21 protein-coding genes are annotated in these 22,994 nt (G+C 64.3%); 11 read left to right on the top strand and 10 right to left on the bottom strand.

All coding sequences use genetic code 11. The features are described 5' to 3' along the window. Positions 1–8 precede the first annotated feature (8 nt). Positions 9–203, bottom strand: a complete 195-nt coding sequence (locus ACEN42_RS20105; RefSeq protein WP_062253853.1) for a DUF1059 domain-containing protein — start codon at positions 201–203, stop codon at positions 9–11. A 123-nt stretch (positions 204–326) separates the two neighbouring features. Here ACEN42_RS20105 and nthA point away from each other — a divergent pair, with 123 nt between their 5' ends. Genes nthA through ACEN42_RS20080 form a run of 5 tightly spaced genes read left to right on the top strand, consistent with a single transcriptional unit; the run spans position 327 to position 3,557 of the window. Then, positions 327–980: a nitrile hydratase subunit alpha gene (gene nthA / locus ACEN42_RS20100; protein WP_371881203.1), complete on the top strand. Its 654-nt coding sequence runs from the start codon at positions 327–329 to the stop codon at positions 978–980. Further along, entirely contained in the window at positions 977–1,651 is a 675-nt protein-coding gene (nthB, locus tag ACEN42_RS20095) for a nitrile hydratase subunit beta (protein ID WP_371881202.1), read from the top strand. Before nthA ends, nthB begins: the two co-directional genes overlap by 4 nt. Position 1,652: 1 nt before the next feature. Beyond that, positions 1,653–2,450, top strand: a complete 798-nt coding sequence (locus ACEN42_RS20090; protein ID WP_371881201.1) for a nitrile hydratase accessory protein — start codon at positions 1,653–1,655, stop codon at positions 2,448–2,450. A gap of 22 nt (positions 2,451–2,472) precedes the next feature. Further along, the gene (locus ACEN42_RS20085; RefSeq protein WP_035501547.1) at positions 2,473–2,859 is read left to right on the top strand and encodes a tautomerase family protein; all 387 of its coding nucleotides are present in this window, start codon (positions 2,473–2,475) and stop codon (positions 2,857–2,859) included. Next, positions 2,856–3,557 (top strand): 4'-phosphopantetheinyl transferase superfamily protein, encoded by a 702-nt coding sequence (locus ACEN42_RS20080; protein ID WP_371881200.1) that lies wholly within the window; start codon positions 2,856–2,858, stop codon positions 3,555–3,557. Before ACEN42_RS20085 ends, ACEN42_RS20080 begins: the two co-directional genes overlap by 4 nt. A gap of 16 nt (positions 3,558–3,573) precedes the next feature. Here the strand turns inward: ACEN42_RS20080 and ACEN42_RS20075 are convergent, their stop codons facing one another. Continuing rightward, entirely contained in the window at positions 3,574–4,080 is a 507-nt protein-coding gene (locus ACEN42_RS20075; RefSeq protein ID WP_187606504.1) for a M48 family metallopeptidase, read from the bottom strand. 258 nt (positions 4,081–4,338) lie between these two features. Here ACEN42_RS20075 and ACEN42_RS20070 point away from each other — a divergent pair, with 258 nt between their 5' ends. Beyond that, positions 4,339–4,854 carry a metal-dependent hydrolase gene (locus tag ACEN42_RS20070; RefSeq protein WP_371881199.1) on the top strand — a complete coding sequence of 172 codons (516 nt, stop codon included), beginning with the start codon at positions 4,339–4,341 and terminating at the stop codon, positions 4,852–4,854. Positions 4,855–4,881: 27 nt separating this feature from the next. Beyond that, on the top strand, positions 4,882–5,376 hold the full coding sequence (locus tag ACEN42_RS20065; RefSeq protein ID WP_035501552.1) for an LEA type 2 family protein: 495 nt from the start codon (positions 4,882–4,884) through the stop codon (positions 5,374–5,376). Here ACEN42_RS20065 and ACEN42_RS20060 read toward each other — a convergent pair. After that, the gene (locus ACEN42_RS20060; protein WP_035501554.1) at positions 5,373–5,798 is read right to left on the bottom strand and encodes a cupin domain-containing protein; all 426 of its coding nucleotides are present in this window, start codon (positions 5,796–5,798) and stop codon (positions 5,373–5,375) included. The genes ACEN42_RS20065 and ACEN42_RS20060 overlap by 4 nt on opposite strands. A 225-nt stretch (positions 5,799–6,023) precedes the next feature. On the opposite strand from ACEN42_RS20060, the gene ACEN42_RS20055 reads away from it, so the two are divergent. Next, positions 6,024–10,889, top strand: coding sequence for an NAD-glutamate dehydrogenase (locus tag ACEN42_RS20055; RefSeq protein ID WP_371881198.1), 4,866 nt, complete (start codon positions 6,024–6,026; stop codon positions 10,887–10,889). Between the two features lie 96 nt (positions 10,890–10,985). On the opposite strand, the gene ACEN42_RS20050 is transcribed toward ACEN42_RS20055, so the two are convergent. Next, positions 10,986–11,303, bottom strand: a complete 318-nt coding sequence (locus ACEN42_RS20050) for a hypothetical protein (protein ID WP_371881197.1) — start codon at positions 11,301–11,303, stop codon at positions 10,986–10,988. A gap of 387 nt (positions 11,304–11,690) precedes the next feature. On the opposite strand from ACEN42_RS20050, the gene ACEN42_RS20045 reads away from it, so the two are divergent. Beyond that, positions 11,691–13,079, top strand: coding sequence for an FAD-binding oxidoreductase (locus ACEN42_RS20045; RefSeq protein ID WP_187606500.1), 1,389 nt, complete (start codon positions 11,691–11,693; stop codon positions 13,077–13,079). Positions 13,080–13,130: 51 nt separating this feature from the next. Here the strand turns inward: ACEN42_RS20045 and ACEN42_RS20040 are convergent, their stop codons facing one another. From ACEN42_RS20040 to ACEN42_RS20030, 3 genes are all read right to left on the bottom strand, one after another. Beyond that, positions 13,131–13,487 (bottom strand): host attachment protein, encoded by a 357-nt coding sequence (locus ACEN42_RS20040; RefSeq protein ID WP_187606499.1) that lies wholly within the window; start codon positions 13,485–13,487, stop codon positions 13,131–13,133. A gap of 123 nt (positions 13,488–13,610) precedes the next feature. Beyond that, positions 13,611–15,107: an acetyl-CoA hydrolase/transferase family protein gene (locus ACEN42_RS20035; RefSeq protein ID WP_371881196.1), complete on the bottom strand. Its 1,497-nt coding sequence runs from the start codon at positions 15,105–15,107 to the stop codon at positions 13,611–13,613. Positions 15,108–15,327: 220 nt separating this feature from the next. Further along, entirely contained in the window at positions 15,328–17,469 is a 2,142-nt protein-coding gene (locus ACEN42_RS20030; protein ID WP_371881195.1) for an FUSC family protein, read from the bottom strand. 133 nt (positions 17,470–17,602) lie between these two features. Here ACEN42_RS20030 and ACEN42_RS20025 point away from each other — a divergent pair, with 133 nt between their 5' ends. After that, complete coding sequence (locus ACEN42_RS20025) at positions 17,603–18,562, top strand: LysR family transcriptional regulator (protein ID WP_371881194.1); 960 nt, start codon at positions 17,603–17,605, stop codon at positions 18,560–18,562. Position 18,563: 1 nt separating this feature from the next. Here the strand turns inward: ACEN42_RS20025 and ACEN42_RS20020 are convergent, their stop codons facing one another. Next, positions 18,564–19,247 (bottom strand): Fe2+-dependent dioxygenase, encoded by a 684-nt coding sequence (locus ACEN42_RS20020; RefSeq protein ID WP_187606495.1) that lies wholly within the window; start codon positions 19,245–19,247, stop codon positions 18,564–18,566. A 55-nt stretch (positions 19,248–19,302) separates the two neighbouring features. Then, the gene (locus ACEN42_RS20015) at positions 19,303–21,555 is read right to left on the bottom strand and encodes a TonB-dependent siderophore receptor (RefSeq protein WP_371881193.1); all 2,253 of its coding nucleotides are present in this window, start codon (positions 21,553–21,555) and stop codon (positions 19,303–19,305) included. A 192-nt stretch (positions 21,556–21,747) separates the two neighbouring features. Between ACEN42_RS20015 and ACEN42_RS20010 the strand changes: the two genes are divergently transcribed. Further along, entirely contained in the window at positions 21,748–22,050 is a 303-nt protein-coding gene (locus ACEN42_RS20010) for a hypothetical protein (protein WP_371881192.1), read from the top strand. Here ACEN42_RS20010 and ACEN42_RS20005 read toward each other — a convergent pair. Beyond that, a complete protein-coding gene (locus tag ACEN42_RS20005; protein ID WP_371881191.1) occupies positions 22,014–22,970 on the bottom strand; it encodes a LysR family transcriptional regulator in 957 nt (318 codons plus the stop codon). The two genes, ACEN42_RS20010 and ACEN42_RS20005, sit on opposite strands and share 37 nt — an antisense overlap. Positions 22,971–22,994 lie beyond the last annotated feature (24 nt).

The following is a 22,994-nucleotide window of genomic DNA, read 5'->3' as shown; positions in this document are numbered from 1 at the left end:
AACCGCGATCACGCAGGCGGCGCGCCCTCGTGGAAGAAGGTCTTCAGCTGTGAGCGCAACTCGGGCGAATCGGTATGCTGATGCACCGCGACCGCATGCTGCACGGCCGCTTCCATCAGTTCGTCCTCGGTGTCGGCGCAAAGCGCGACGCTGCACTTCACGTCGCTCGGGCATTCGCGGCAATCGATGTACTTGCGTGTCATGGCATCCTCCTCGCATGAGACGCTGATCAAAGTATAGGCGGCGTGCAGGCGGCCGTGCCGACGTTTGCACGCGCGCGCGCACTCCGGTAACGTGTGACGTCTGTGCCACTCGCGAGTCCGCACATGAGCCACGATCATCCTCATCATCACGATAACGATCACGAACACGAAGGCAGCGCGCTGCCGGAGATGGATTTGCGCGTGCGCGCGCTCGAATCGCTGCTGGTCGAGAAGGGCTATATCGATCCGCAGGCGCTCGATGTCTTCGTCGAGACTTACGAACACAAGGTCGGGCCGCGCAACGGCGCGCGCGTGGTCGCGAAGGCGTGGCGCGATCCGGCGTTTCGCGCGTGGCTGCTGGACGACGCCAGCGCCGCCATTGCATCGCTCGGCTACACCGGGCGGCAAGGCGAGCACATGGTCGCGCTCGAGAACACGGAGGACGTACATAACATGGTGGTCTGCACGCTGTGCTCGTGCTATCCGTGGTCCGTGCTCGGGCTGCCGCCCGTGTGGTACAAGTCCGCGCCGTACCGCTCGCGCGCGGTGATCGATCCGCGTGGCGTGCTGAAGGACTTCGGCGTCGCATTGCCTGAACACGTCGAGTTGCGCGTGTGGGATTCGACCGCCGAAGTGCGCTATCTCGTCGTGCCGATGCGTCCCGCCGGCACGGATCATCTCGACGAAGACGCGCTGGCGGACCTCGTCACGCGCGATTCGATGATCGGCACGGGCCTCGCGCTCGCGCCATCGCAGGCAACGGGAGCATCGGCATGAACGCGGCGCACGACATGGGCGGCATGCAGGCGTTCGGGCCCGTCGAAATCGATGCCTGCGACATGCCGGGCGCAGCGCCGTTTCATGCGGAGTGGGAGCGGCGGGTTCTGGCCGTCACGCTCGCGATGGGCGCAACGGGCCAATGGAACATCGACACGTCGCGTGCCGCGCGCGAAAGCCTGCCGCCCGCGCAATATCTCGGCAGCAGCTACTACGAAATCTGGTTCGAGGGTTTGAAGAAGCTCTTGATGGCGAAAGGACTCGCGAGCGCGGATGAAATCGCGAGCGGCCGCTCGCAGACCGCCGCGAAGCCGAACGTGCGCGTGCTGAAGGCGGCGGACGTGAGCGCGGCGCTGTTGCGCGGCGCGCCGGTCGAACGTCCGGCGACATCGCCGGCGCGCTTCGCTGTCGGCGATGAAGTTCGCACGAAGCTGATGAATCCGCCGACGCATACGCGTCTGCCGCGCTATTGCCGGGGCAAGCCCGGTCGCATCGTCGCGGTTCGCGGCACGCATGTGTTCCCCGATGAAAACGCGCTCGGCAACGGCGAACATCCGCACTGGCTCTATACCGTGCGTTTCGATGCGCAAGCGTTGTGGGGAGCGGACACGACCGCGTCGTCCGTGTGCGTCGATTGCTGGGAACCTTATCTCGATGCCGCGCGCGCGTGACATGACCTCGAACGAACCGAAGCTGCATGAGTTGCGCGCCGTCTTGCCCGAACTGCCTTTCGACGAGGCCGGGCCCGTGTTTCGCGCGCCGTGGGAAGCGCAGGCTTTCGCGATGACGCTCGCGCTGTACGAGCGCGGCGTGTTCACGTGGAAGGAGTGGGCGCACGCGTTGAGCGTCGCGATCAGAGACGCGCAGGCGGCGGGCGATCCCGACCACGGCGATACCTACTACACGCACTGGCTGAGCGCGCTCGAACGCCTGACGGCCGAAAAGGGCTGCGTGAGCGAGGAGACGCTCGCGCGCCGGCGCGTCGAATGGGACGAGGCCGCACGCGCCACGCCGCACGGCCAGCCGATCGTTTTGAAGCGCACGCAAGGACTGCCGCCCGCGCCGCTCGCTGCGTATCACGCGGCGATTTATCGGATCGATGCGCAGCCGCGCATCGACATGAAAATCGGCGTCGCGAATGCCGAGGCGGCGTCGTTGCTCGCGCAACACGATGTCGCGAGCGCCGTGTTCGTCACCGCGTTCAATCCGTTCGGTCAGGAGCTCGCGCCCGACGAGAACGCGGCGCGTCAGCGCAAGCTGATCGAGCGCGTCGGGCAGTTAGGCCTGCGCGCGCTGCCGGGCGAGGGCATCGATCCGAAGAACATCTGGCTGGCCGAAGCGAGCCTTCTCGTGCTCGGCGCGACGCACGCCAGCGCCGATGCGCTGATGACCGAATTCGGGCAGAACGCGGTCGTGCATATCGATCGCGCGGGCCTGCCGCAACTGCTGCTGCATCCGGACTATCGCTGAAACCATTCACGAGGAGAGACTCATGCCGCTCGTTCGCATCGATCTGCAGAAAGGCAAGGACAGCGCATATCGCACGGCCATCGGCGACGTGGTGTACGACGCGATGCGCACGACGCTCGACGTGCCCGAGAACGATCGCTTTCAGATCGTCGCCGAGCATGGCGCGACGGATTTCATCGTCGATCGCACGTATCTCGGCATCAGCCGCACCGACGATTGCGTCGTGATCCAGGTCACGCTCAACGAAGGCCGCGACGTCGTGAAGAAAAGCGCGTTCTACAAGGCCGTCGCCGATGGCCTGCACGAACGCCTTAAACTGCGGCGCGAGGACGTGTTCATCAGTCTCGTCGAAGTGAAGAAGGAGAACTGGTCCTTCGGCAACGGCGAGGCACAGTACGCACCCAAATGACGGCAACGACGATTCCCTTCGACATTCAACCGATGCCCCTTCCCGCCGATGCGCCCGCAGACGTGCGCGTGTGGCAGATTCAAATCGATTTCTCCGCGCCGCTCGACAGCGCCGCCTACGCCGCGATGAACGCGAGCGAGCGCGCCCGCGCCGCGCGCTTCCTGCGTCATGCGGATGCCGCGCGTTTTGCCACGCTGCGTTGCGCGCTGCGGCATGTGCTCGCCGCCGATACGGATCGCGATGCCGCGAGTCTCATGCTCGACGCCGACGACCGCGGCAGGCCGTTCCTCGCGGATCCGGACGCGCCCGATTTCAACGTGTCGCATTCGGGTGCGTTCGGTCTGATCGCGGTATCGCGGGAAAGGCGCGTGGGCGTCGATATCGAAGAAGCGCGCGCGACGTTCAAATGGCGCGAACTGGCGCCCGCCGTGCTGGCCGACATGGATCGTCGCGAGATCGAAGGACTTTCCGACGAGCCCGCGCAGAACGCCAGGTTCTTCGACTGCTGGACCGCGAAAGAGGCGGTGCTGAAGGCGCACGGCGTCGGCATCGGCGGCGCGGCGATCACGATGACGAGCTTTTCAGTGCTGCCGCGCAAAGGCGATCGTTATGCGCTCACGCGCGAAGCAGGCGCGTTCGTCGCGGCTTCGCTGGAAGCGCCTTGCGGATACGCAGCCGCGCTCTCCTGGTCATATTGATGCAGCGCAGCGACGCTCACGCCGCCTTGGTACGCGCGAGATCGCGCTGCGTGAGGTAGAGCCGCAAGTCGAATTCGATCTGATGGTAGCCCGGCTGCATCAGCTCGCACAGCCGATAGAACGCCTTGTTGTGATCGCTTTCCTTCAGATGCGCGAGTTCATGCACGACGATCATCCGAAGAAATTCGGGCGCGGTGTCCCTGAAGAGCGACGCGATGCGAATTTCCTTCTTCGCCTTGAGCTTCGCACCCTGGACGCGCGAGATCGCGGTGTGCAGACCTAGCGCGTGACGCAGCACGTCGAGCTTGCTGTCGTAGAAGACCTTGTCGATGGCGGGCGCGACCCGCAGAAATTCCTGCTTCAGGTCCGAGCAATACTGATAGAGCGCGCGGTCGGACTGAACCGCGTGCTTGCTCGGATAGCGCGCGTCGAGATAAGCGCCCAGCTGTTGCTGGGCGATCAGTCGGCGCACCTTGTCCTGTAGCGTGTTCGGGTAGGCGCTCAGGTATTTCAACTGTTGCATGACGGCCGGATGGGTATGGATACGTTCAATGCCTGATGCGCAGGCGGGCGTGGGACGCATCGGCAGCGTCCGCAGCGTGAATTGCGCAGCAATCTAGCAACCATTTTAGTCAACGCCGCGCCGCCTCGCCGCCGTTGTGATCACAAGCGTGTTTCGACGCGCGCAATTCCGTAAGTTTATGTTTCAGCCCGGCTCCGGATGGGCCCGCCGTGCGAACATGCGCGCTCTTCAGGTACGGGCGACAAAGGCAGGTTTTTCATGGCATCGAGCAAGGCGCATCATGCAACCGGATGGGCGGCGGGCATCATCGCGGCGGCGGTCGTGATGCATCCGGCGCGGTTCGCAGACGCTGACATGATGTCGGGCGCGCTGGCGCTGGTGGCGGGCATCGTCGGCGCCACCGCGCCCGACTGGCTCGAAGTCGCCTGGTGGACGCGCGCGCGCAGACTCTGGATCACGCATCGCACGCTCACGCACTGGGGCATCGGCTGGGCCGCGCTCCTTGCGCTTTCGTATCACTTTCTCGGGCGGCATCCGGCGGCGCCCATCGCGTTCGGCTTCGCGTGCGGCGGCCTCATGCATCTCTTCGCGGACTGGCCGAATCCGCTCGGCGTGCCGTGGATCGTCGGGCGTCATTCGCTCAGACTGTGGACGAGCGGGCATTGCGATCTGATCATCGTCGCCGCTTCGTGGGCCGCGGCGCTGTTCGTCGTCGACGATGTCTGGTTTCAACATGCCTACGGGCGCATGCTGCTCAATGCGCTGCATATCTAGCACGACATCGCGAGGAGTCACGTTTCCATGCAACCGAACCCGATGCGCAATCGCTTCCTTCTCTTCTTCGCCGCGTTGCTCGCGATGCTCGCGCTCGACGGCTGCGCGGGCTTCTTCAACCGCGACGCGATGCGCGTGACGGTCGCGGGCATCGAGCCGCTCGAAGGCCAGGGGCTCGAAATGCGCTTCGCCGTGAAGTTGCGCGTGCAGAACCCGAACGATGCACCGATCGACTTCGACGGCGTCGCGCTCGATCTCGACCTCAACGGCCGCGCGTTCGCGAGCGGCGTGAGCGACCAGCGCGGGACCGTGCCGCGTTTCGGCGAGACGGTGGTGTCGGTGCCGGTGACCGTATCGGCGTTCTCGGTCGCGCGCCAGGCGTTCGGCTTCGCGAACGGCGGTACGGTCAGCAAGGTTTCGTATGCGGTGCGCGGCAAGCTCGCGGGCGGCGCATTCGGCGGCGCGCGCTTCGCCGACAGCGGTTATGTCGATCTTCCGGGAATGGGCGCGGCCGGCGACTAGGACGCCGACGCTTCCCGCGGATCGTACGGCACGACGCGATCCGCCTCGTTGGCATCGTTGCGCGCGATCACGGCGCGGGCAGGCTCGGTCGCGCTCAGATTGACCGGCTGATGCGGCACGCCGGGCGGAATGAACACGAAGTCGCCCGGCTCGTTGATGACGGATTCCGCCAGTCCCGGCCCATAGCGCGTCTCGATGCGTCCTTCCAGAATATAGATGCCCGTCTCGTAGCCCACGTGGACATGCGGCTCGCCACGCCCGCCCGGCGGAACGACGACGAGATGCATCGCGAGGCCGCGCGTGCCGGCCGTCGCCGCCGACAAGCCGATGAAATAGGGCAGATGCTGGACCGTGGCGAGCTTCTCCTGCGGCCGCACCGTGACGACCGTTTGCTGCGCTGTCTCTTGCGTGGTGACCTGCATGGCGGCTCCTCCGTCGGTTCGATGCGCCGCTCTCGACGATAGCCGAAAGCCGATGTCGCGCAAAGGTCACGCGGTGAGACTAAGGTACCGGAAATGCGCGCACCGTGTTTGTGCAACCGCACATGCCCGACCCGGGGCCAAAGGCGCGGGCCGGCGCATAATCTCGTTGATTGACTGAAGAGTGTGCCGCAACCGCATCGCAACCGAAAGACTCGGGAGGACACCATGCTGGTCAAGAACGAAGCGCGGGTCGAACAACTCATCAACGATCTTCTGGACTTCGCGCGGGGACGATTGCCGGAACCGACCTTCAAGGTCATCGAACCGCTGCTTCGCTATTACTACGAACAGGTCGATGTCGAGGATATCGCGAGCCGCGATGTCGCCGATCTCTACGGCGCCGCGATGGCGCACTGGCAGACGGCGCAGAAGTTCGTGCCGGGGCGCGAGGTGCTGCGGGTCTATAACCCGAATCTGGAGCAGCACGGCTGGCATTCGGATCACACGGTCGTCGAGATCGTCAACGACGACATGCCGTTTCTTGTCGATTCGGTGACGATGGAGCTCAACCGCCTCGGCCTCGCGCTGCATTCGGCGATTCATCCGGTGTTTCGCGTGTGGCGCGCCGGCAAGGGCGCGCATGCGGGCGAGATCGAGCGCATCGGTCAGGGGCACGCCGAAGCGGGCGACGGCAACTCGGAGCTCGAATCGTTCATCCATTTCGAAGTGGACCGCTGCGGCGACGGCGAGCGTCTCGAAGAAGTGCGCGACAACATCGCGCGCGTGCTGGGCGACGTGCGCGCGGCGGTGGAGGACTGGCCGAAGGTGGTCGAATCGGCGCGCGTCGCGATCGGCGAACTGAAGACGAGCGACACGACGCCCGACGGCATCGAGTCCCGCGCGTTCCTCGAATGGATGGTCGCGGATCATTTCACCTTCCTCGGCTGCCGCGATTACGAGCTCGTCGAGCACGAAGGCGGCCCCGCGCTGCGCGGCGTCGCGGGCTCGGGCCTCGGCATTCTGCGCGAGACGTTGCGCGCGCCGTCTGCGGGCGACGTGACGCCGCTGCCGCCGGGCGCGGCCGCGATCATCGAGGGCGCAGCGCCCATCTTTCTCACGAAGGCCAATTCGCGCGCGACGGTGCATCGGCCGGGCTATCTCGACTATGTCGGCGTGAAGCGCACGTCGCCCGATGGCAAGGTGACCGGCGAGCGGCGCTTTCTCGGCCTCTATACATCGACCGCGTATCTCGTGCCGACTTCCGAAATCCCGATCGTGCGCCGCAAATGCGCGAACATCGTGCGGCGCGCGGGTTTCCTCGAAAAAGGGCATCTGGCGAAGTCGCTCATCTCGGTGCTGGAGCAGTATCCGCGCGACGAGCTTTTTCAGGCCGACGAAGACGTGCTCTTCGATATCGCGATCGGCGTGCTGCGCTTGCAGGAACATCAGCGCACGCGCCTCTTCGTGCGGCGCGACCGCTTCGACCGTTTCGTGTCGTGCCTCGTCTTCGTGCCGCGCGACAAGTTCAACACCGACCTGCGCCGCCGCATCAGCAAGGTATTGATGGAGGCGTTCAACGGCAAGAGCATCGAGTTCACGCCGCTCCTGTCCGAATCGCCGCTCGCGCGGATTCATATCGTCGTGCGTGCCGACCGGGGCGCGATGCCCGAAGTCGATACGCGCGAACTCGAAGCGCGCATCGTGCAGGTGGCGCGCCGCTGGCAGGACGATCTCGCCGATGCGCTCATCGACAGTCACGGCGAGGAGGCGGGCAATCGTCTGCTGCAGCGTTACGCCGATTCGTTCCCCGCCGGTTATCGCGAAGACTATCCGGCGCGCACGGCGGTGCGCGACATCGAACTGATCGAGGCGACGCACACGAGCCCAGGCGGTTTGTCGATGAGCCTGTATCGTCCGATCGAAGCCGGGCGGCGCGCGTTCCGCTTCAAGGTGTATCGCGTCGGCGATCCGATCGCGCTGTCGCATAGCCTGCCGATGCTCGAACATCTCGGCGTGCGCGTCGATGAAGAGCGCCCGTATCTGATCGAGCCGACCGGCGCGCCCAACGCATGGGTCCACGATTTCGGCCTCGAATTGCAGGACGATGTCGAGTTCGATATCGATCGCGTGAAGCCGCTCTTCGAGAACGCGTTCGCGAGCGTGTGGTCGGGCGAGATCGAGAACGACGACTACAACCGCCTCGTGTTGCGTGCGCAGTTCGGCGCGCGCGACGTGACGCTCATGCGCGCGTATGCGAAGTATCTGCGGCAGGTCGGGTCCACGTTCAGCGATGCGTATATCGAGCGCGCGCTGATCGGCAATCCGCCGATCGCGAAGAAACTGCTGCAACTCTTCATGGTGCGCTTCGATCCGGCGCGCGGCGGTTCGGCCGAAGACCGCGAGAAAGCCGCCGAACGCGTGCTCGCCGATATCGAGGCGGCGCTCGATCAGGTGCCGAACCTCGACGAAGACCGCATCCTGCGCCAGTTCCTCGGCGTCATCACGGCGACGGTGCGCACCAACCATTTTCATCGCGATGCGAATGGCCAGGCGCGTCCGTACGTGTCGTTCAAGCTCGATCCGTCGAAGGTGCCGGGCCTGCCCGAGCCCAAGCCGATGTTCGAGATCTGGGTCTATGCGCCGCGTGTGGAAGGCGTGCATTTGCGCGGCGGACGCGTCGCGCGCGGCGGGCTGCGCTGGTCGGACAGACGCGAGGACTTCCGCACCGAAGTGCTCGGCCTCATGAAAGCGCAGATGGTGAAGAACACGGTGATCGTGCCGGTGGGATCGAAAGGCGGCTTCGTCGTGAAGAATCCGCCGCCAGCGACGGACCGCGAAGCGTTTCTCAACGAAGGCGTCGCGTGCTATCAGATGTTCCTGCGCGGCCTGCTCGATGTGACCGACAACCGCACGCCCGACGGCATCGTGCCGCCGCCGGATGTGGTGCGTCATGATCCGGACGATCCGTATCTCGTCGTCGCGGCGGACAAAGGCACGGCTACATTTTCCGACTACGCGAACGCGATCGCGCACGAATACGGCTTCTGGCTCGACGATGCGTTCGCGTCCGGCGGCTCGGTCGGTTACGACCACAAGAAGATGGGCATCACCGCGCGCGGCGCATGGGAATCGGTGAAGCGCCATTTCCGCGAGATGAACTTCGATACGCAGACGACGGATTTCACCGTGGTCGGCGTCGGCGACATGTCCGGCGACGTCTTCGGCAACGGCATGCTGCTGTCGCGCCATATCAGGCTGATCGCGGCGTTCGATCATCGGCATGTGTTTCTCGATCCCGTGCCGGATGCGGCGACGAGCTTCGAGGAACGCGCGCGTCTTTTCGCGCTGCCGCGTTCGAGTTGGGCCGACTACGATGCTTCGCTGATCTCGACGGGCGGCGGCGTCTATCCGCGCACGGCGAAGTCGATTCCGATCTCGCCGCAAGTGCAGGCGGCGCTCGGTATCAGCGCATCGGTGCTCGCGCCGAACGAACTCATTCGCGCGATCCTGCTTGCCGAAGCCGATCTGCTCTACAACGGCGGCGTGGGCACGTATGTGAAGTCGAGCGCGGAGACGCATCTGCAAGTCGGCGATCGGACCAATGACGCCGTGCGCGTGAACGGCGCGGAATTGCGCGTGAAGGTCGTCGCGGAGGGCGGTAATCTCGGCTTCACGCAACTGGGGCGCATCGAGTTCGCGCAGCATGGCGGGCGCATGAACACGGATGCGATCGACAATTCCGCGGGCGTCGATTGCTCGGATCACGAGGTCAACATCAAGATTCTGCTCGGGCTCGTCGTCGCGGATGGCGAGATGACCGAGAAACAACGCAACGCGCTGCTCGCCGAGATGACCGACGAAGTCGGCCTGCTCGTGCTGAAGGACAACTACGCGCAGACGCAGGCGCTGTCAATCGCGAAGCGTCACGAAGCCGAGACGCTCGACGCCGAGGCGCGCATGATGCGCTTTCTCGAACGCGCGGGGCGCTTGAAGCGCAGGATCGAGTTCCTGCCTTCGGACGACGAGATCGCCGAGCGCGCGGCCGCGAAGTCGGGACTGACATCGCCCGAACGCGCGGTGCTGCTCGCCTACGGCAAGATGTGGCTCTACGACGAACTGCTCGATTCGGACGTGCCCGAAGATGCGCTCGTGGCGGACATGCTGCCCGACTATTTCCCGAAGCCCTTGCAGCAGCGCTATAGCGAGACCATGCAGCGGCATCCGCTGAAGCGCGAAATCCTCGCGACGCATCTGACCAATGCGCTCGTCAATCGCGTGGGCTGCACTTTCGTGCATCGGCTGATGGAAGAGACCGATGCATGCCCGAGCGATATCGTGCGCGCGGTGCTGATGGTGCGCGACGTCTTCGATCTCGACGATCTGTGGGGCAGCATCGACCGGCTCGACAATATCGTCGCGGATGAAGTGCAGGCGCGCATGTTCGTCGATGTCGTGCGTCTGCTCGACGACACTTCGCTCTGGTTCCTGCGCCATCTGAAGCACAACGGGTTTGCCGCGCACGAAGCGCGCGGCGTGCTCGCGCGCTGCCGCGAGGCGGCGCACCGGCTCGCGCCGCAACTGCCCGCGCTGCTGCCCGCGCCGCAGCTCGACGCATGGTATGCGCGCCGGCGCGAACTGGAGGATGCGGGCGTCGAGAGCAGCCTCGCGGCGCGCGTCGCGAGCGGCGAAATTGCGACGGCCGTGCTCGACAGCGCGGAAGTGGCGGCGTGCTCGGAGCGCAGTCTCGAACTCGTCGCGAGCGTGTACTTCGGCATCGGCACGCTGCTCGATTATCGCGGTATCGCCGAACGGGCGATGGCGCTGCCGATCGTCACGCACTGGGACCTGCTCGCGCGCGCGGCGGCGCTGGAAGAACTCGCGCGATTGAAGCGCGCGCTGACCGTGAGCGCGCTGGAACAATCGCGCGGCATCGATGCGCCCGATGTGATCGTCGAAAGCTGGCGCGCGAAGCGGCAGGACGCGCTGGATCGTTATACGCGGCTCCTGGCGGAACTGCGGGCGAGCGGCGGGGCGAGTCTGTCGATGTTGCTGGTGGTGGTGCGGGAGATGGCGGTGCTGGAAAGGGCGTAGGCGGGCGCATTGCACGCCTGTCGGTCGCTGTCTCTACGCTGATCCCGCGTGCCGTACGCGACGGCATGCGGGATCATGCGGCATGCCGGATCAGATTCAGTACGGCCGGTTCTTGTCGATATCGCTGTGATACTGGTTGTATGCGTCACGGCCGTTATCGCGCACATGCTGGTCGGGACGAGTGCGCTCGTCCCGGCGCTCGTCGCGGTCCACGTGCCGCTGCTGTTGCTCGTGATTCCAATGACGCTCGTGATGCTCGTGATGATGGGACTTGGCGAAAGCGCCGGTCGACAGGCATGCGATGACCGCAGCGGCGAGAATTTTCTTGTTCATGTGGCCGTTTCCATGGATGAATGAACGGACGAATGTTCCGTTCAGCCGATACAACGTCGGCGTGTCGACGGCGTTGACCATTGAAGCTTCGTTGTAAGGACATTCAACATTTCTTCGCAAATCGCATCGGAGTACATTTCGTCGATAAGGAGTACGTGTTTAATGACGCCCGCGCAAAGTAAGCGCTGAATTCGAAGAGACGTCTCCGAATCCAGATTGTCCGATTCATGCTAGATGGCGTGCGCGAAATCACTGGCGCAGGCCTTTACATCCCGAAAGACAAGGCATTAAATCTACGAGCGGACCCAAGCGTCCGCTTTCGCAATTCATCCCCGTTCTCGTGGTCTCTCCGGTGTGCATCCGATCGACACGCCACGCACGATCCGATGGCGGGTTCCTTGCGCTTTCGCGTACCAACTGGCAGGGTCGGAAACGTCGCAGCGCTTCATTCAGCAGCGAGGTCTCACAATGGTCAATATCTCAGGCGAAGCGATCGACACCCTCAAGGCGTCGGTGAGAGGCAGGATCATCTCACCGGCAGAAACCGACTACGACGAAGCACGCAAGGTCTGGAACGCGACGATCGACAGGCGCCCCGCGCTCATCGTGCGTTGCGCGGGCACCGCCGACGTGATCGCCGCGCTCGCGTTCGCGCGCGACAACGGCCTTCTGGTTTCGATTCGCGGCGGATCGCACAACATCGCGGGCAGCGCAGTCAGCGACGACGCCTTGATGATCGATCTCTCCGCGCTGAAATCCGTGCGCATCGATCCGCAAGCGAAACGCGCGTATGTCGAACCCGGCGCGCTGCTCTCCGACTTCGACCACGAGGCACAGGCATTCGGCCTCGCGACGCCGCTCGGCATCAACTCGACGACGGGCGTCGCGGGTCTCACGCTCGGCGGCGGCTTCGGCTGGATCAGCCGCAAGTTCGGCGTGACGGTCGACAATCTCGTCGCGGCGGAGATCGTCACGGCGGACGGCACATGGCGGCGCGTGAGCGCGGACAGCGATCCCGATCTGTTTTGGGCATTGCGCGGCGGCGGCGGCAACTTCGGCGTCGTGACGCTGTTCGAATACCGGCTGCATGAAGTGGGTCCGCAGATCTACGGCGGGCTCGTCGTGTATCCGCTCGAACAGGCGGACCAAGTGCTGCCGAAGTATCGGGAGTTCGTCGCACAAAGCCCCGACGATTTGACCGTATGGGCCGTGCTGCGTCTTGCGCCGCCGTTGCCGTTCCTGCCCGAAAGCGTTCACGGCAAGCCGGTCGTCGTGATGGCGAGCTGCTATGTCGGGCCGGTCGAAAACGGCGAAAGGGCGCTTGCGCCCGTGCGCAGCTTCGGCACGCCCTACGGCGAGCATCTCGGGGCAATGCCTTTCGCCGCATGGCAGAAGGCGTTCGATCCGCTGCTCACGCCCGGCGAGCGCAACTACTGGAAGTCGCACAACTTCGCGAGTCTGAACGACGAAACGTTCGACATCCTGACGAATGCGGTGAAATCGCTGCCGTCGACGCAATGCGAGGTGTTCATCGGCGCGATGGGCGGACAGACGAACCGCGTTCCCGTCGATGCAACGGCTTACGCGAATCGCGATTCGATCTATACCATCAACATTCACGGCCGCTGGAGCGATGCCGCCGACGACGAGAAGTGCACGAAGTGGGCGCGCGACATGTTCGCCGCGATGACGCCGCACGCCATCGGCAGCGTGTACGTGAATTTCATGACCGGTGAAGAAGGCGAACGCGTGAAGGCGGCGTATGGTCCGAACTACGAGCGGCTCGCCGAAGTGAAGCGGCGCTACGATCCGGACAACGTGTTCCGCAGCAATCAGAACATCACGCCCGCGGCGTGATGCGTGGCGCGCCGTCTCTCCTCGCGGGAAACGGCGCGCTATAAGCGATGTTCAGGGCCGGTCGAGATGACGGCGCATATCGCGCGTGTCCGTGCTCGACACGTCGCTGTTGACTTCCTCGTAGACGAGCTTGAGCGTTTCGCCGCTCAGATGATTTCGTAACAGGCCGAGAAACCGCGGTTCGACCGCGAGGCGCAAGCGATCGAATCGTTGATGCATGCGGCTTTGTTCGAGATATTCGCCGACGGTCTTGGCGAATGTTTCCCGGTCTCTTTCTGCCGTTTCCGTCGCACGCGTAGCCGGGTTCCTGATGTCCTCAACTTGCCGCAAGTCCAGCTTCAATCCTTGCGTCTCGAAGATCCGGGCGCGGCTGGCATCGGCGGCAAGCACCCAGGTGATGGCGGTCATGATGCTCCTCCTGTTCGCCAGCCCAAGCAGGCTCCCGCCATTGTGCGCCTAATCTTCGTGCAGCGGCTTCGTTCTCGCGCGGCATTCGCTTTCGCGGCGCAGCATAACGCGCGCGATTTCGCTTCAAGGCAGCATCGAACCGCTCGCCGCGAAGCGCGTGTGAAACGAAAATGCCTGATCGAGACGATGAGGCGTGTGGCCGCCGAGCGCTGCTGCATCGCGGTAATAGTCGCGTAACAGATCGCGATAGAGCGGGTGCGCGCAGTTCTGAATCACGCTCATCGCGCGTTCGCGCGGCGCGAGACCCGTGAGATTGGCGAGCCCGCGTTCGGTCACGACGATATCGACATCGTGCTCGTTGTGATCGCAATGGGGCACCATCGGCACGATGCTCGAAATGCGTCCGTCCTTCGCGACGGATTTCGTCGCGAACACCGCGTAGGCCGCATTGCGCGCGAAATCGCCCGAGCCGCCGATGCCGTTCATCATGTGCGTGCCGCCGACGTGCGTCGAATTCACGTTGCCGTAGATGTCGGCTTCGAGCGCGGTGTTGATCGCGATGAGGCCGAGACGCCGGATGACTTCGGGATGGTTGCTCACTTCCTGCGGCCGCAGCACGAGCCTGTCGCGATAGCGTTCGATATCGCGGAACACTTTGTCCTGCCGCTCTGCCGACAGCGTGATCGACGCGCCCGATGCGAACGTGGCCTTGTCGGAGTCGAGCAGATCGAAGGTCGAATCCTGCAGCACTTCGGAATAGATCGTTAGCGCTTCGAACGGCGACGCGGCGAATCCCGACAGCACCGCGTTCGCAATCGTGCCGATGCCGGCCTGCAGCGGCGGCAATCGTTTCGGCAGACGGCCGCGCGAGACTTCATGCTGAAAGAACTCGATCAGATGGCCGGCGATCAGCGCGGTGTCTTCATCGGCGGGCAAGACGGTGGACGCGCTGTCCGGCGTGTTTGTGATGACGATGGCGGCGATCTTGTCGAGCGGAATCTCGATGGCCGCCACGCCGATCCTGTCATCCGTGCGCACGATCGGAAGCGGCTCGCGTTGCGGGCGGCGCTCGGGAATCCAGATATCGTGCAGGCCTTCGAGCGCAGTCGGCTGCGCCAGATTGATCTCGACGATCACGCGTTCGGCGAGTATCGCGAAGCTCGCGGAATTGCCGACCGAAGTCGTCGGCACGATGCCGCCCGTCTCCGTGATCGCCGCGGCTTCGATGATCGCGAGGTCGAGCTTGCCGAGACGATTCGCGCGCAGCAACTCGACGGTTTCGGACAGGTGCTGGTCGACGAACATCACGTCGCCACGATTGATCGCGCGTCGCAAGGTCGTATCGACCTGAAACGGCAGGCGGCGCGCGAGCACGCCGGCTTCGGTGAGGATGCGGTCCGTGTCATGTCCGAGCGACGCGCCCGTCATGAGCGTGATGCGCAACGGTTCGTTTTCCTCACGGGCGCGGCGCGCTATTTCGAGCGGCACGGCCTTCGCGTCGCCCGCACGCGTAAAGCCGCTTGCGCCGACGATCATGCCGTCGCGCACGAGTCGGGCCGCTTCGGCGGCCGAGGTGATCTTCCCGCGCAAGGCGGCACAGCGAATGCGGTCTTCGTACATCGACGTCTATCTTCCAGAGCTTCGTTTAACCGAAGGCGATTATAGGTAGCGCGCTTTGTCATCGAAATCGCAAGGTTGAAAGACATTGTTCCAATGCCGCATCACTTTGCGCTCGATCCAATCGGATGCACATACGAGCGTCTGAAACCGTCGTGGAAGTGCGGCAAATAAGCGCGCCGACGATGAATCGACTCCACTATAGGGCGCACGGCGCGGCGAATTAATCGCTTTGCCAGGAAGGCACCTTTTCATACGGAGGAACGAAAGGCGCGTCGGGATCGACGAGCGCGGTGCGAATGAAGTGCAGGCACGCGAGCACGCGTTGCATGTCGTGACGCGCATTGCGCTCGGCGCGCGCGAGTTCGAGCATGCTCTGCGCGATCAGGATCGACGCGACGACCGAACCGATCGCACGGCGCAGCGTCGCGCTGTCCGGCGTGCGAAACAGCACCGCGATATCGCGCAACACGCGCGCGAGCGACGTGCTCCACGCGATGCGCAATGCATCGGGATAGCGCTGTGCATGGAGCGCGCGTGATTCGTTGCGCAGATCGATCATCGCCTGTCCGACTTCGAGCGTGACGAGCATCCACGACAGCGCATGACGATGTTCGCGCGAGCGCCGCGTGAGCAGGCCGCGCAACTGCGACATCAGATCGTGCGTGCCCGAGTGAAAGCGCTCGCCGAGTCCCGCGAGTTTGCCTTCGCACGCGAGCGCGGCCTGCGCGCGCAGTTCGGCGAGCGTCCTGCCAACCAGCCACGGCGTGCGCGGCGGCACGATGACCGCGCACGCGATGGCCGCGGCGAGCATCGCGACGAGCACCGCGAGGCCGTTGTTCAGCAGCAGCGCCGGATCGTAGACGATGCGGTTGTCGGGCGCGGCAAGCAGGCAGAAGAACACGCAGAAGCCGATGCCGTATCCGGCGGTGTCGGCGCGCATCGCGAGGAATGCGCCGGCCGCGAGCGGCGGCGCGAGCATCGCGCACAGGAGCGCGATGCCATCGATCGCGGGGTACACGTGACACAGGTACGTGTATCCCATGAAGATCGCGAGCGCCGCGCCCGCGGCCATCTGCGCGATGAACTTCGACGGCCGCGCCGATGCCGACGACAACGCGCAGGCCAGCGTCGCGCCGATCACCGCGTAACCGCCGCTCGGCCACGCCGTGACGATCCAGAACCACGCGGTCGCGGCGATCACGATGCCGGTGCGCATGAACGTCGCGGCAAGCACGAAGCGGTTGGTCTTCGCTTCGTATCGCGAGGACGCGCGATCTTTCAGACGCTCGCCGTTTGCGATCGATGCATAGCGAATCGTATCGTCGATGAAGCGATACAGAAGCTCCGCCGATGTCGTGAAGTCGAGCTGCGTCGTTTCGTCGGTGTTTGCGAGCTTGCGTTGCGCATCGCGCAGGCGCTTCGGAAGCATCGCCTTGTAGCGTTCCAGATGCACGTTCAGCGATGCGTGTTCGAAGATGCGCGCGAGTTCTTCGAGGAAAGGCACGAGGGCATCGTGTGCGCATTGCGTGTGGTCGTTGGCGCGCAGTCGCTTCATCGACTGATCGAGCGCATGCAGGCGCGAGCACGCGTCCATGAACGCGCTGTTCAGTTGCGCGAGCTTGCCGTTGTGCTGGCGCATCGTCGGCGACTCGTAGGCGGCGAAGCCACGCGTCGCTTCGAAGCCGACGATCTCATCGACGAAATCGGCGAAACGGCGCTCACGAGCGAGGCGCGAGAGACGGCCGCGCAGCACGTCGGCGGCGAATGCGGCGAAGTGCGCCCGACGCGCATCGAGCGAGTGCATGAGCGTCGCGCTGGCATGGCGCGGAAAAACGAGCGCGCTCACCACGCTCGAACACACGATGCCCAGCATCACTTCCGCGCCGCGCGTGAGCGTCGCGATCAGGAGGCCGTTCGGATCGGTGACGGCGGGAATGCCGATCAGCGCGGCCGTATAGCCCGCGAGCACGAAGCCATACCAGCGGAACTGGCGATAACGCACGGCGAGCGCGGTGCACGCTGCGACCCATAGCGTCAGCGCGAGCGCATAGAGTTCGGCCTGCTGCACGAACACGGCGCCCAGCACGAGCGCGGCGAGCATGCCGAGCGCCGTGCCCGCGAAACGATAGACGCTTTTGGCGAGCACCATGCCGGCGAAGGGCTGCATCAGCACGAACGTGGTCGTCATCGCGACGCGCGGCTGCGGCAATTCCAGGCGCATCGCGATGCCCATCGCAATGAACGCGGCAAGCAGCGTCTTCGCGAGATGCAGCCAGACGTGACCGTCGGTGGCGAACCAGTCGCGCGTCGACAAGCGTGCTTCCAGGAACGACATGCGATCCGCCGATATGCCTCTGCTCAAGAAGGCGCCGATTGTAGGCAAGTCGTCTTGCCGGATTAATGCGGGAATCCGGGAACATTCTTTCCTGATTCAACAACAATCGATCGCGCGGAAAGGCGGACAATACCGTCTCCGATGTCATTGCTACGGTTTGATGGATACCCTACAGAACATGCGGGTCTTCGCCCGCGTGATCGAAGCCGGCACCTTCACGGCTGCCGCACAGTCGATGAACTCGACCACAGGCGCGATGTCGCGCGCCGTCTCCGAACTCGAAGCCCATTTGCGCACGCGCCTGATGAACCGCTCGACGCGGCGTCTCGCGCTCACGTCGGCGGGCGAGCGCTATCTGAAGCGCGTGCGGCAGATTCTCGCCGACATCGACGGCGCCGAAGAAGAAGCGAGCTGCGCGCATGAACATCCGTCGGGCACGCTGCGCATGTTCAGCTTCGCGAGCGTCGGGCAGCATTACATCCTGCCCGCCATCGCCCGGTATCGCGCGCTCTATCCCGATGTGAAAGTCGAGCTCACGCTGTCGCAACGCATGCCCGATCTATTCGAGGGCAGCAGTGATGTGGCTGTCGTGTCGGCGAGCGCGTTGTCGGATTCGGAAGTGATCTCGCACAAGCTGGGCGCGACCTTCAGCATTCTGTGCGCATCGCCGGAATATATCCGCGCGCGTGGCGCGCCCGAGGAACCGGCCGATCTCGCGCAGCACGATTGCCTCACCTTGCAGACGCCCGCGTTTCCCGCGCGCGAATGGACGCTCGAAGGGCCCGAGGGCCGCGAGACCTTGCAGATCAGCGGAACGGTGCAGGTGAATATCGCGGAATCGCTCGTGGTCGCGATCCGCGAAGGCATGGGCATCGGCATGTTGCCGCTCTATGCGGCGATCGAAGGCTTGCGCAATGGTTCGCTCGTGCGCGTGTTGCCGCGTCACACGTTGCAGCGCACGAATCTCTTTGCGCTCTATTCGTCGCGCAAGTTCGTCGATGCGAAGACGCGCACGTGGGTGGAGTTTCTGCGCGCGCATCTGCCCGACGTGATCGCGCGCGATGAAGCGTTGCTCGCGGAAGTCGGGCAGACGGCTGCGAACGTTTTGCGCGTCGCGTGACTCACGTCTCGCTCCACATGCGCAACAGGTTGTGATAGCAGCCGACGAGCGAACGCTTCGCAGCTTCGTCGCCGTTGGTCGCGTTCAGGCGCTGGATGGAGTTGTCGAGATCGAAGAGCAGCGCGCGCTGGCCGTCGTCGCGCACGAGGCTTTGCGCCCAGAAGAAGCTCGATACGCGCGCGCCGCGCGTAACGGGCCGCACCTGATGAAGACTCGTCGCGGGGTAGACGATCGCATGGCCCGCGGGCAGCTTCACTTCCTGCACGCCGTACGTGTCTTCGATGATGAGCTCGCCGCCGTCGTACTCCTCGGGCGGCGTGAGAAACAGCGTGACGGATACATCGGTGCGCACGCGTGCGCCATGACCGGGCACGATGCGGATAGCGCCATCGACATGACTGCCGAAATGCATCCCGCCTTCATAGCGATTGAAGAGCGGCGGATACACGCGATTGGGCAGCACCGCGCTGATGAAAAGCGGATGACGTTCGAGCAGGCCGACGATTGCATCGCCCATTTCGAGCGCGATCGGCGAGCCTTCCGCGATCTGCATGTTGCGCTTGACCGGCGCGCCCTGATAGCCCGCGGTCGCGCGGCCATCGACCCACGAGTCGCTGGCTTCGAGTCGCGCGCGCATCGCGGCGGCGTCTTCGGGGCTCAGCACGTTCGGTATCGAGAGGATCATTTTTCTTGCCTTCGCGAACGCGCGCCGCGTAGCACACGGCGCGCTCGCATTTACATCAACGGAAGCGGTAATTCAACGTCGCGATGAACGTGCGGCCAAGACCCGGCACCGCGCGTCCGCCGTCGGACGGAATCAGCGCGTCGTAGTACTTCTTGTCGAACATGTTCTGCACGTTGAACTGGATATCGTAGCGCTTCTGATGATACGCGGCCATCACGTCCCAGCGCACGTAGCCGCCCACCTGGACCAGATTGTTGTTCGCCGCATAGCGCGACGACACATACGACGGCCCGCCGCCGATCTGCCATACCGGCGTGAAGTCATACGTGGTCCACAGCGTGAGCATGTGATGCGGCGTGTTGGCGAGCTGGTTGCCCTGCGTGCCGTCGAAGGCCTGCAGGATCGTGCCGTCCATGTAGGTGTAGCCGCCGAACATCTGCAACTGCTTCGTGATGTGACCCGCCACGCCGAGCTGATAGCCGCGCACGCGGACGTTGCCGTCGAGCGAGTAGCTGCCGTCCGAGGCGAGCGTTCGCGCGTTGGTCTTCTCGATGTTGAAGAGCGATTGCGTGATCGACAGACCGCCGTTCAGCAGATCCCACTTCGAGCCGACTTCATAGGACTTGTTGTGCTCGGGCGGCAGGTTCTGCTGGCCGCTCGTGAGCGTGAGCGCTTCCAGCGACGGATCGAACGACGTGCCGTACGACACGTAGTACGACTGCCAGTCCGTCGGCTGCCACACGACGCCGGTGCGCACGCTCGTGAAGTAGTTCGTCTGCGTCGCGTAGCCCGGCGCGTTGATCGAGTTGTTGATGGCCGCCTCGTAGCGGTCCCAGCGTACGCCGCCGATCCACTTCCAGTGCTCGCCGATCGAGATCGTGTCGTTCAAATAGAGGCCGATGCCGTTCGCGCTCGATTCCGCGAGATTGGTCGCCACCTCGCGATAGTTCGCGGGACGCGGCACGTAGGGCGGATTGACGAGCGGCACGATCGCGAGCGTGTTCGACGGCAGGCCCGGCGTGGTCGCAGTGAAGCTCTGGTTGCTGTACGTTTCGTGGCTCAGATCGACGCCGGCGAGCATGTCGTGCTTCAGGAAGCCGGTCGCGAACTTGCCCTGGACGTCGGTCGAGTTGTAGACCGAGTGATCGTTGATGGTGCGATCCTTGCCTTGCAGACGCACGAACAGCGACGACAGCGGCAGCGTCGTGTAGTTGCCGTTCGAGAGCGCGGGCGATGAGCCGAGCGGTCCCGTCAGCACGGCCGCGGCGTTGGTCGCGCGCGCCTCGGTGCTGTAGTGGCTGAACTGCGTCTGGTTGCGCAGCGTGAACATGTCGTCGAAACGATGCTCCACGCGCGCGTTCACCGTCTGCACGTCCTGGATCGTGCGGTCGTCGGTGAAGCCGTAGAACGTCTTCGTGTCGACGGGCGCGGGGTGGCCGTTCAGCGGCGGAATGCCGTAGTCGGGCTGATCGCGGTTGTGCTGGATCAGCGCGGACAGCGTCACCTGCGTCGGCGTGCCGATACCGAACTTCACTTCGGGCGCGATGCCGAAGTCCTTGTTGATCATCTCGTCGCGCGTCGAGCCGAGCGACTGGCCGAACGCGTTGACGCGGAACGCCGAGGTGTCCGTCATCGGCTGGTTGATGTCGACCGTCGTGCGATAACGGTCATGCGTGCCCGCTTGCAGCGAGACATCGGCGCGCGGCTTCATGTTCGGCTGCTTGCTGACCTGGTTGATCACGCCGCCCGTCGAGCCGCGCCCGAAGTACAGCGACGACGGGCCGTACAGCACGTCGATCGATTCGAGATTGAAGGTGTCGCGATAGTACTGGCCGCGATCGCGGAAACCGTCGAGATAGATGTCCGTACGCGCCGAGAAGCCGCGCAGGTTGATGTTGTTGCCGATCTGGCCGCCTTCGGCCGCGCCGAGCGTGACGCCCGGCACGTTGCGCAGCGCGTCCGAGAACGAGCTCACCGCCTGCGAATTCAGCACCGCCTTCGGCACCACGACCACAGCCTGCGGAATGTCGCGCAGCGCGGTCGGCACCTTCGCCCCGACGCTTGACGTGTCCGGCTGGAAATCGGGCGCGTCGGCCTGGCCCGTTACCTTGACGGCGGGCAGGGCGGCGGTTTCGGGTGAGGTGGTGTCGTTTTGGGCGGGAGCCGCCTGCTGCGCGATTTGCGATGAAGGCGCGTTCTGCGATGCGGCCTGAGCGGACTGCGGTGCGGTCTGGGCGTAAAGCGGCGCTGCCATGGGCGCGACGGCAATAGTAACCAATGCCGCAGCGAGCGGCGTCTTTCTCAACATGTCGTTTCCCCGATGCTTGTTAGTGAAATCCCAATCGGCAGCGAAGCGGGTTTTCGCGTGCCGATGTTTGATCGAACCGAGATCAAAGCGGAGCGGGCGACGTCGTCGAGAAGAACCGGCGGCGGCGCCCTTTAAGCGCCCGTGGATCGCGACGGGCCTCATTGTTTCGGCCTGGCGTTGCGATTCGGTTAAATGCGAATCAGTATCATTACATTTCAAGAAACATTTGGAAAGAAAGACCTGTCGCGTGCAGGCTTTTTTTCCGATTACCGTGACGTCGGCGCAACGAAAAAAAGCGTGAAGATGCGGGGTCTAGGCTTTGCGCGATGGACCGTCGAGGCCCGTGGGACGGGGTTTGGAGCGAAGATGCGCGCCGGCGAGCGCGGCGGCGGATTCAATCCGCAAAGATTGCGGACAAAAAGTGGCGGATTACTTTTTTACCGCGCGCGGACGCAGCGTCAGAACCCGGCGACGCCGGATGTCACGAGCGCGTAAGGCCCGCTCGTCAACTGCTGCCTGAGGAAGTCGATGCACACGCGGATCTTCGCGGAATGCGACGAGCGCGCCGACGTGACTGCCCACACGTCCGCGCGCTGCCGATAAGCGGGCAAGACGGGAACGAGCCTGCCGTCCTGCAGGCTGGCGGCGACATCCCAGATCGAACCCATCACGATGCCGAAGCCTTCCTCGGCCCATTGCCGCACGATGTCGCTGTGGTTCGATGCGATCGGCCCCGTCACCTTCACGCTTTCTTCTTCGCCGTTGGGGCCCGAGAGCCGCCAGACGCCGAAGCGCTGATCGCGTCCGCGAAAAAGCAGGCAGTCGTGGTGCGCGAGTTCGGCGAGCGTCTTCGGCGCGCCGCGCCGTTCGAGATATGCAGGCGCGGCGGCCAGCACGCGAAAGCTTTCGACGATCTTGTGCGCGATCAGATGCGGCTCCAGCACCTCGCCGACGCGAATGTCGATATCGAAGTTGTCGCCGAGGAGATCGACGCGCCGGTCGAGCAGTTCGAGCCAGATTTCGAGGCCCGCATGACGCCGCCTGAGCAAGGTGAGGGCGGGCGACACATGTTCGCGCCCGAGCCGCAGACTCGTGCCGATGCGCAAGAGCCCGCGCGGATCGTCGAGTCCGGCGAAGGCATCGGCCATGCCTTGCACGTCGTCGAGAATCTTTTGCGCCCACTGAAAGGCCGCTTCGCCGTCGCTCGTGATCGACACGCGGCGCGTGGTGCGCATGAACAGCTTGACGCCGAGGCTCGTCTCCAGCATCGCAATGCGCTTGCTGACGTGCGCCGGCGAGATGCCGGTTTCGGTGGCCGCGGCGATGAAGCTCGAACGCCGCGCGACGATGCAGAACAACTGCAGGTCGCGCAGGAACTGGTCGTTGTTCGCGACGAGCGCGCTTTGGGTTTTCATTCGGCTGATCTTGCGGTTGCGCCC

It is taken from the genome of Caballeronia sp. S22 (assembly GCF_964261745.1).
Taxonomy (GTDB): domain Bacteria; phylum Pseudomonadota; class Gammaproteobacteria; order Burkholderiales; family Burkholderiaceae; genus Caballeronia; species Caballeronia jiangsuensis.
Note: the sequence above shows the minus strand (reverse complement) of the source record. Positions and strands in the feature narration are given on the sequence as shown.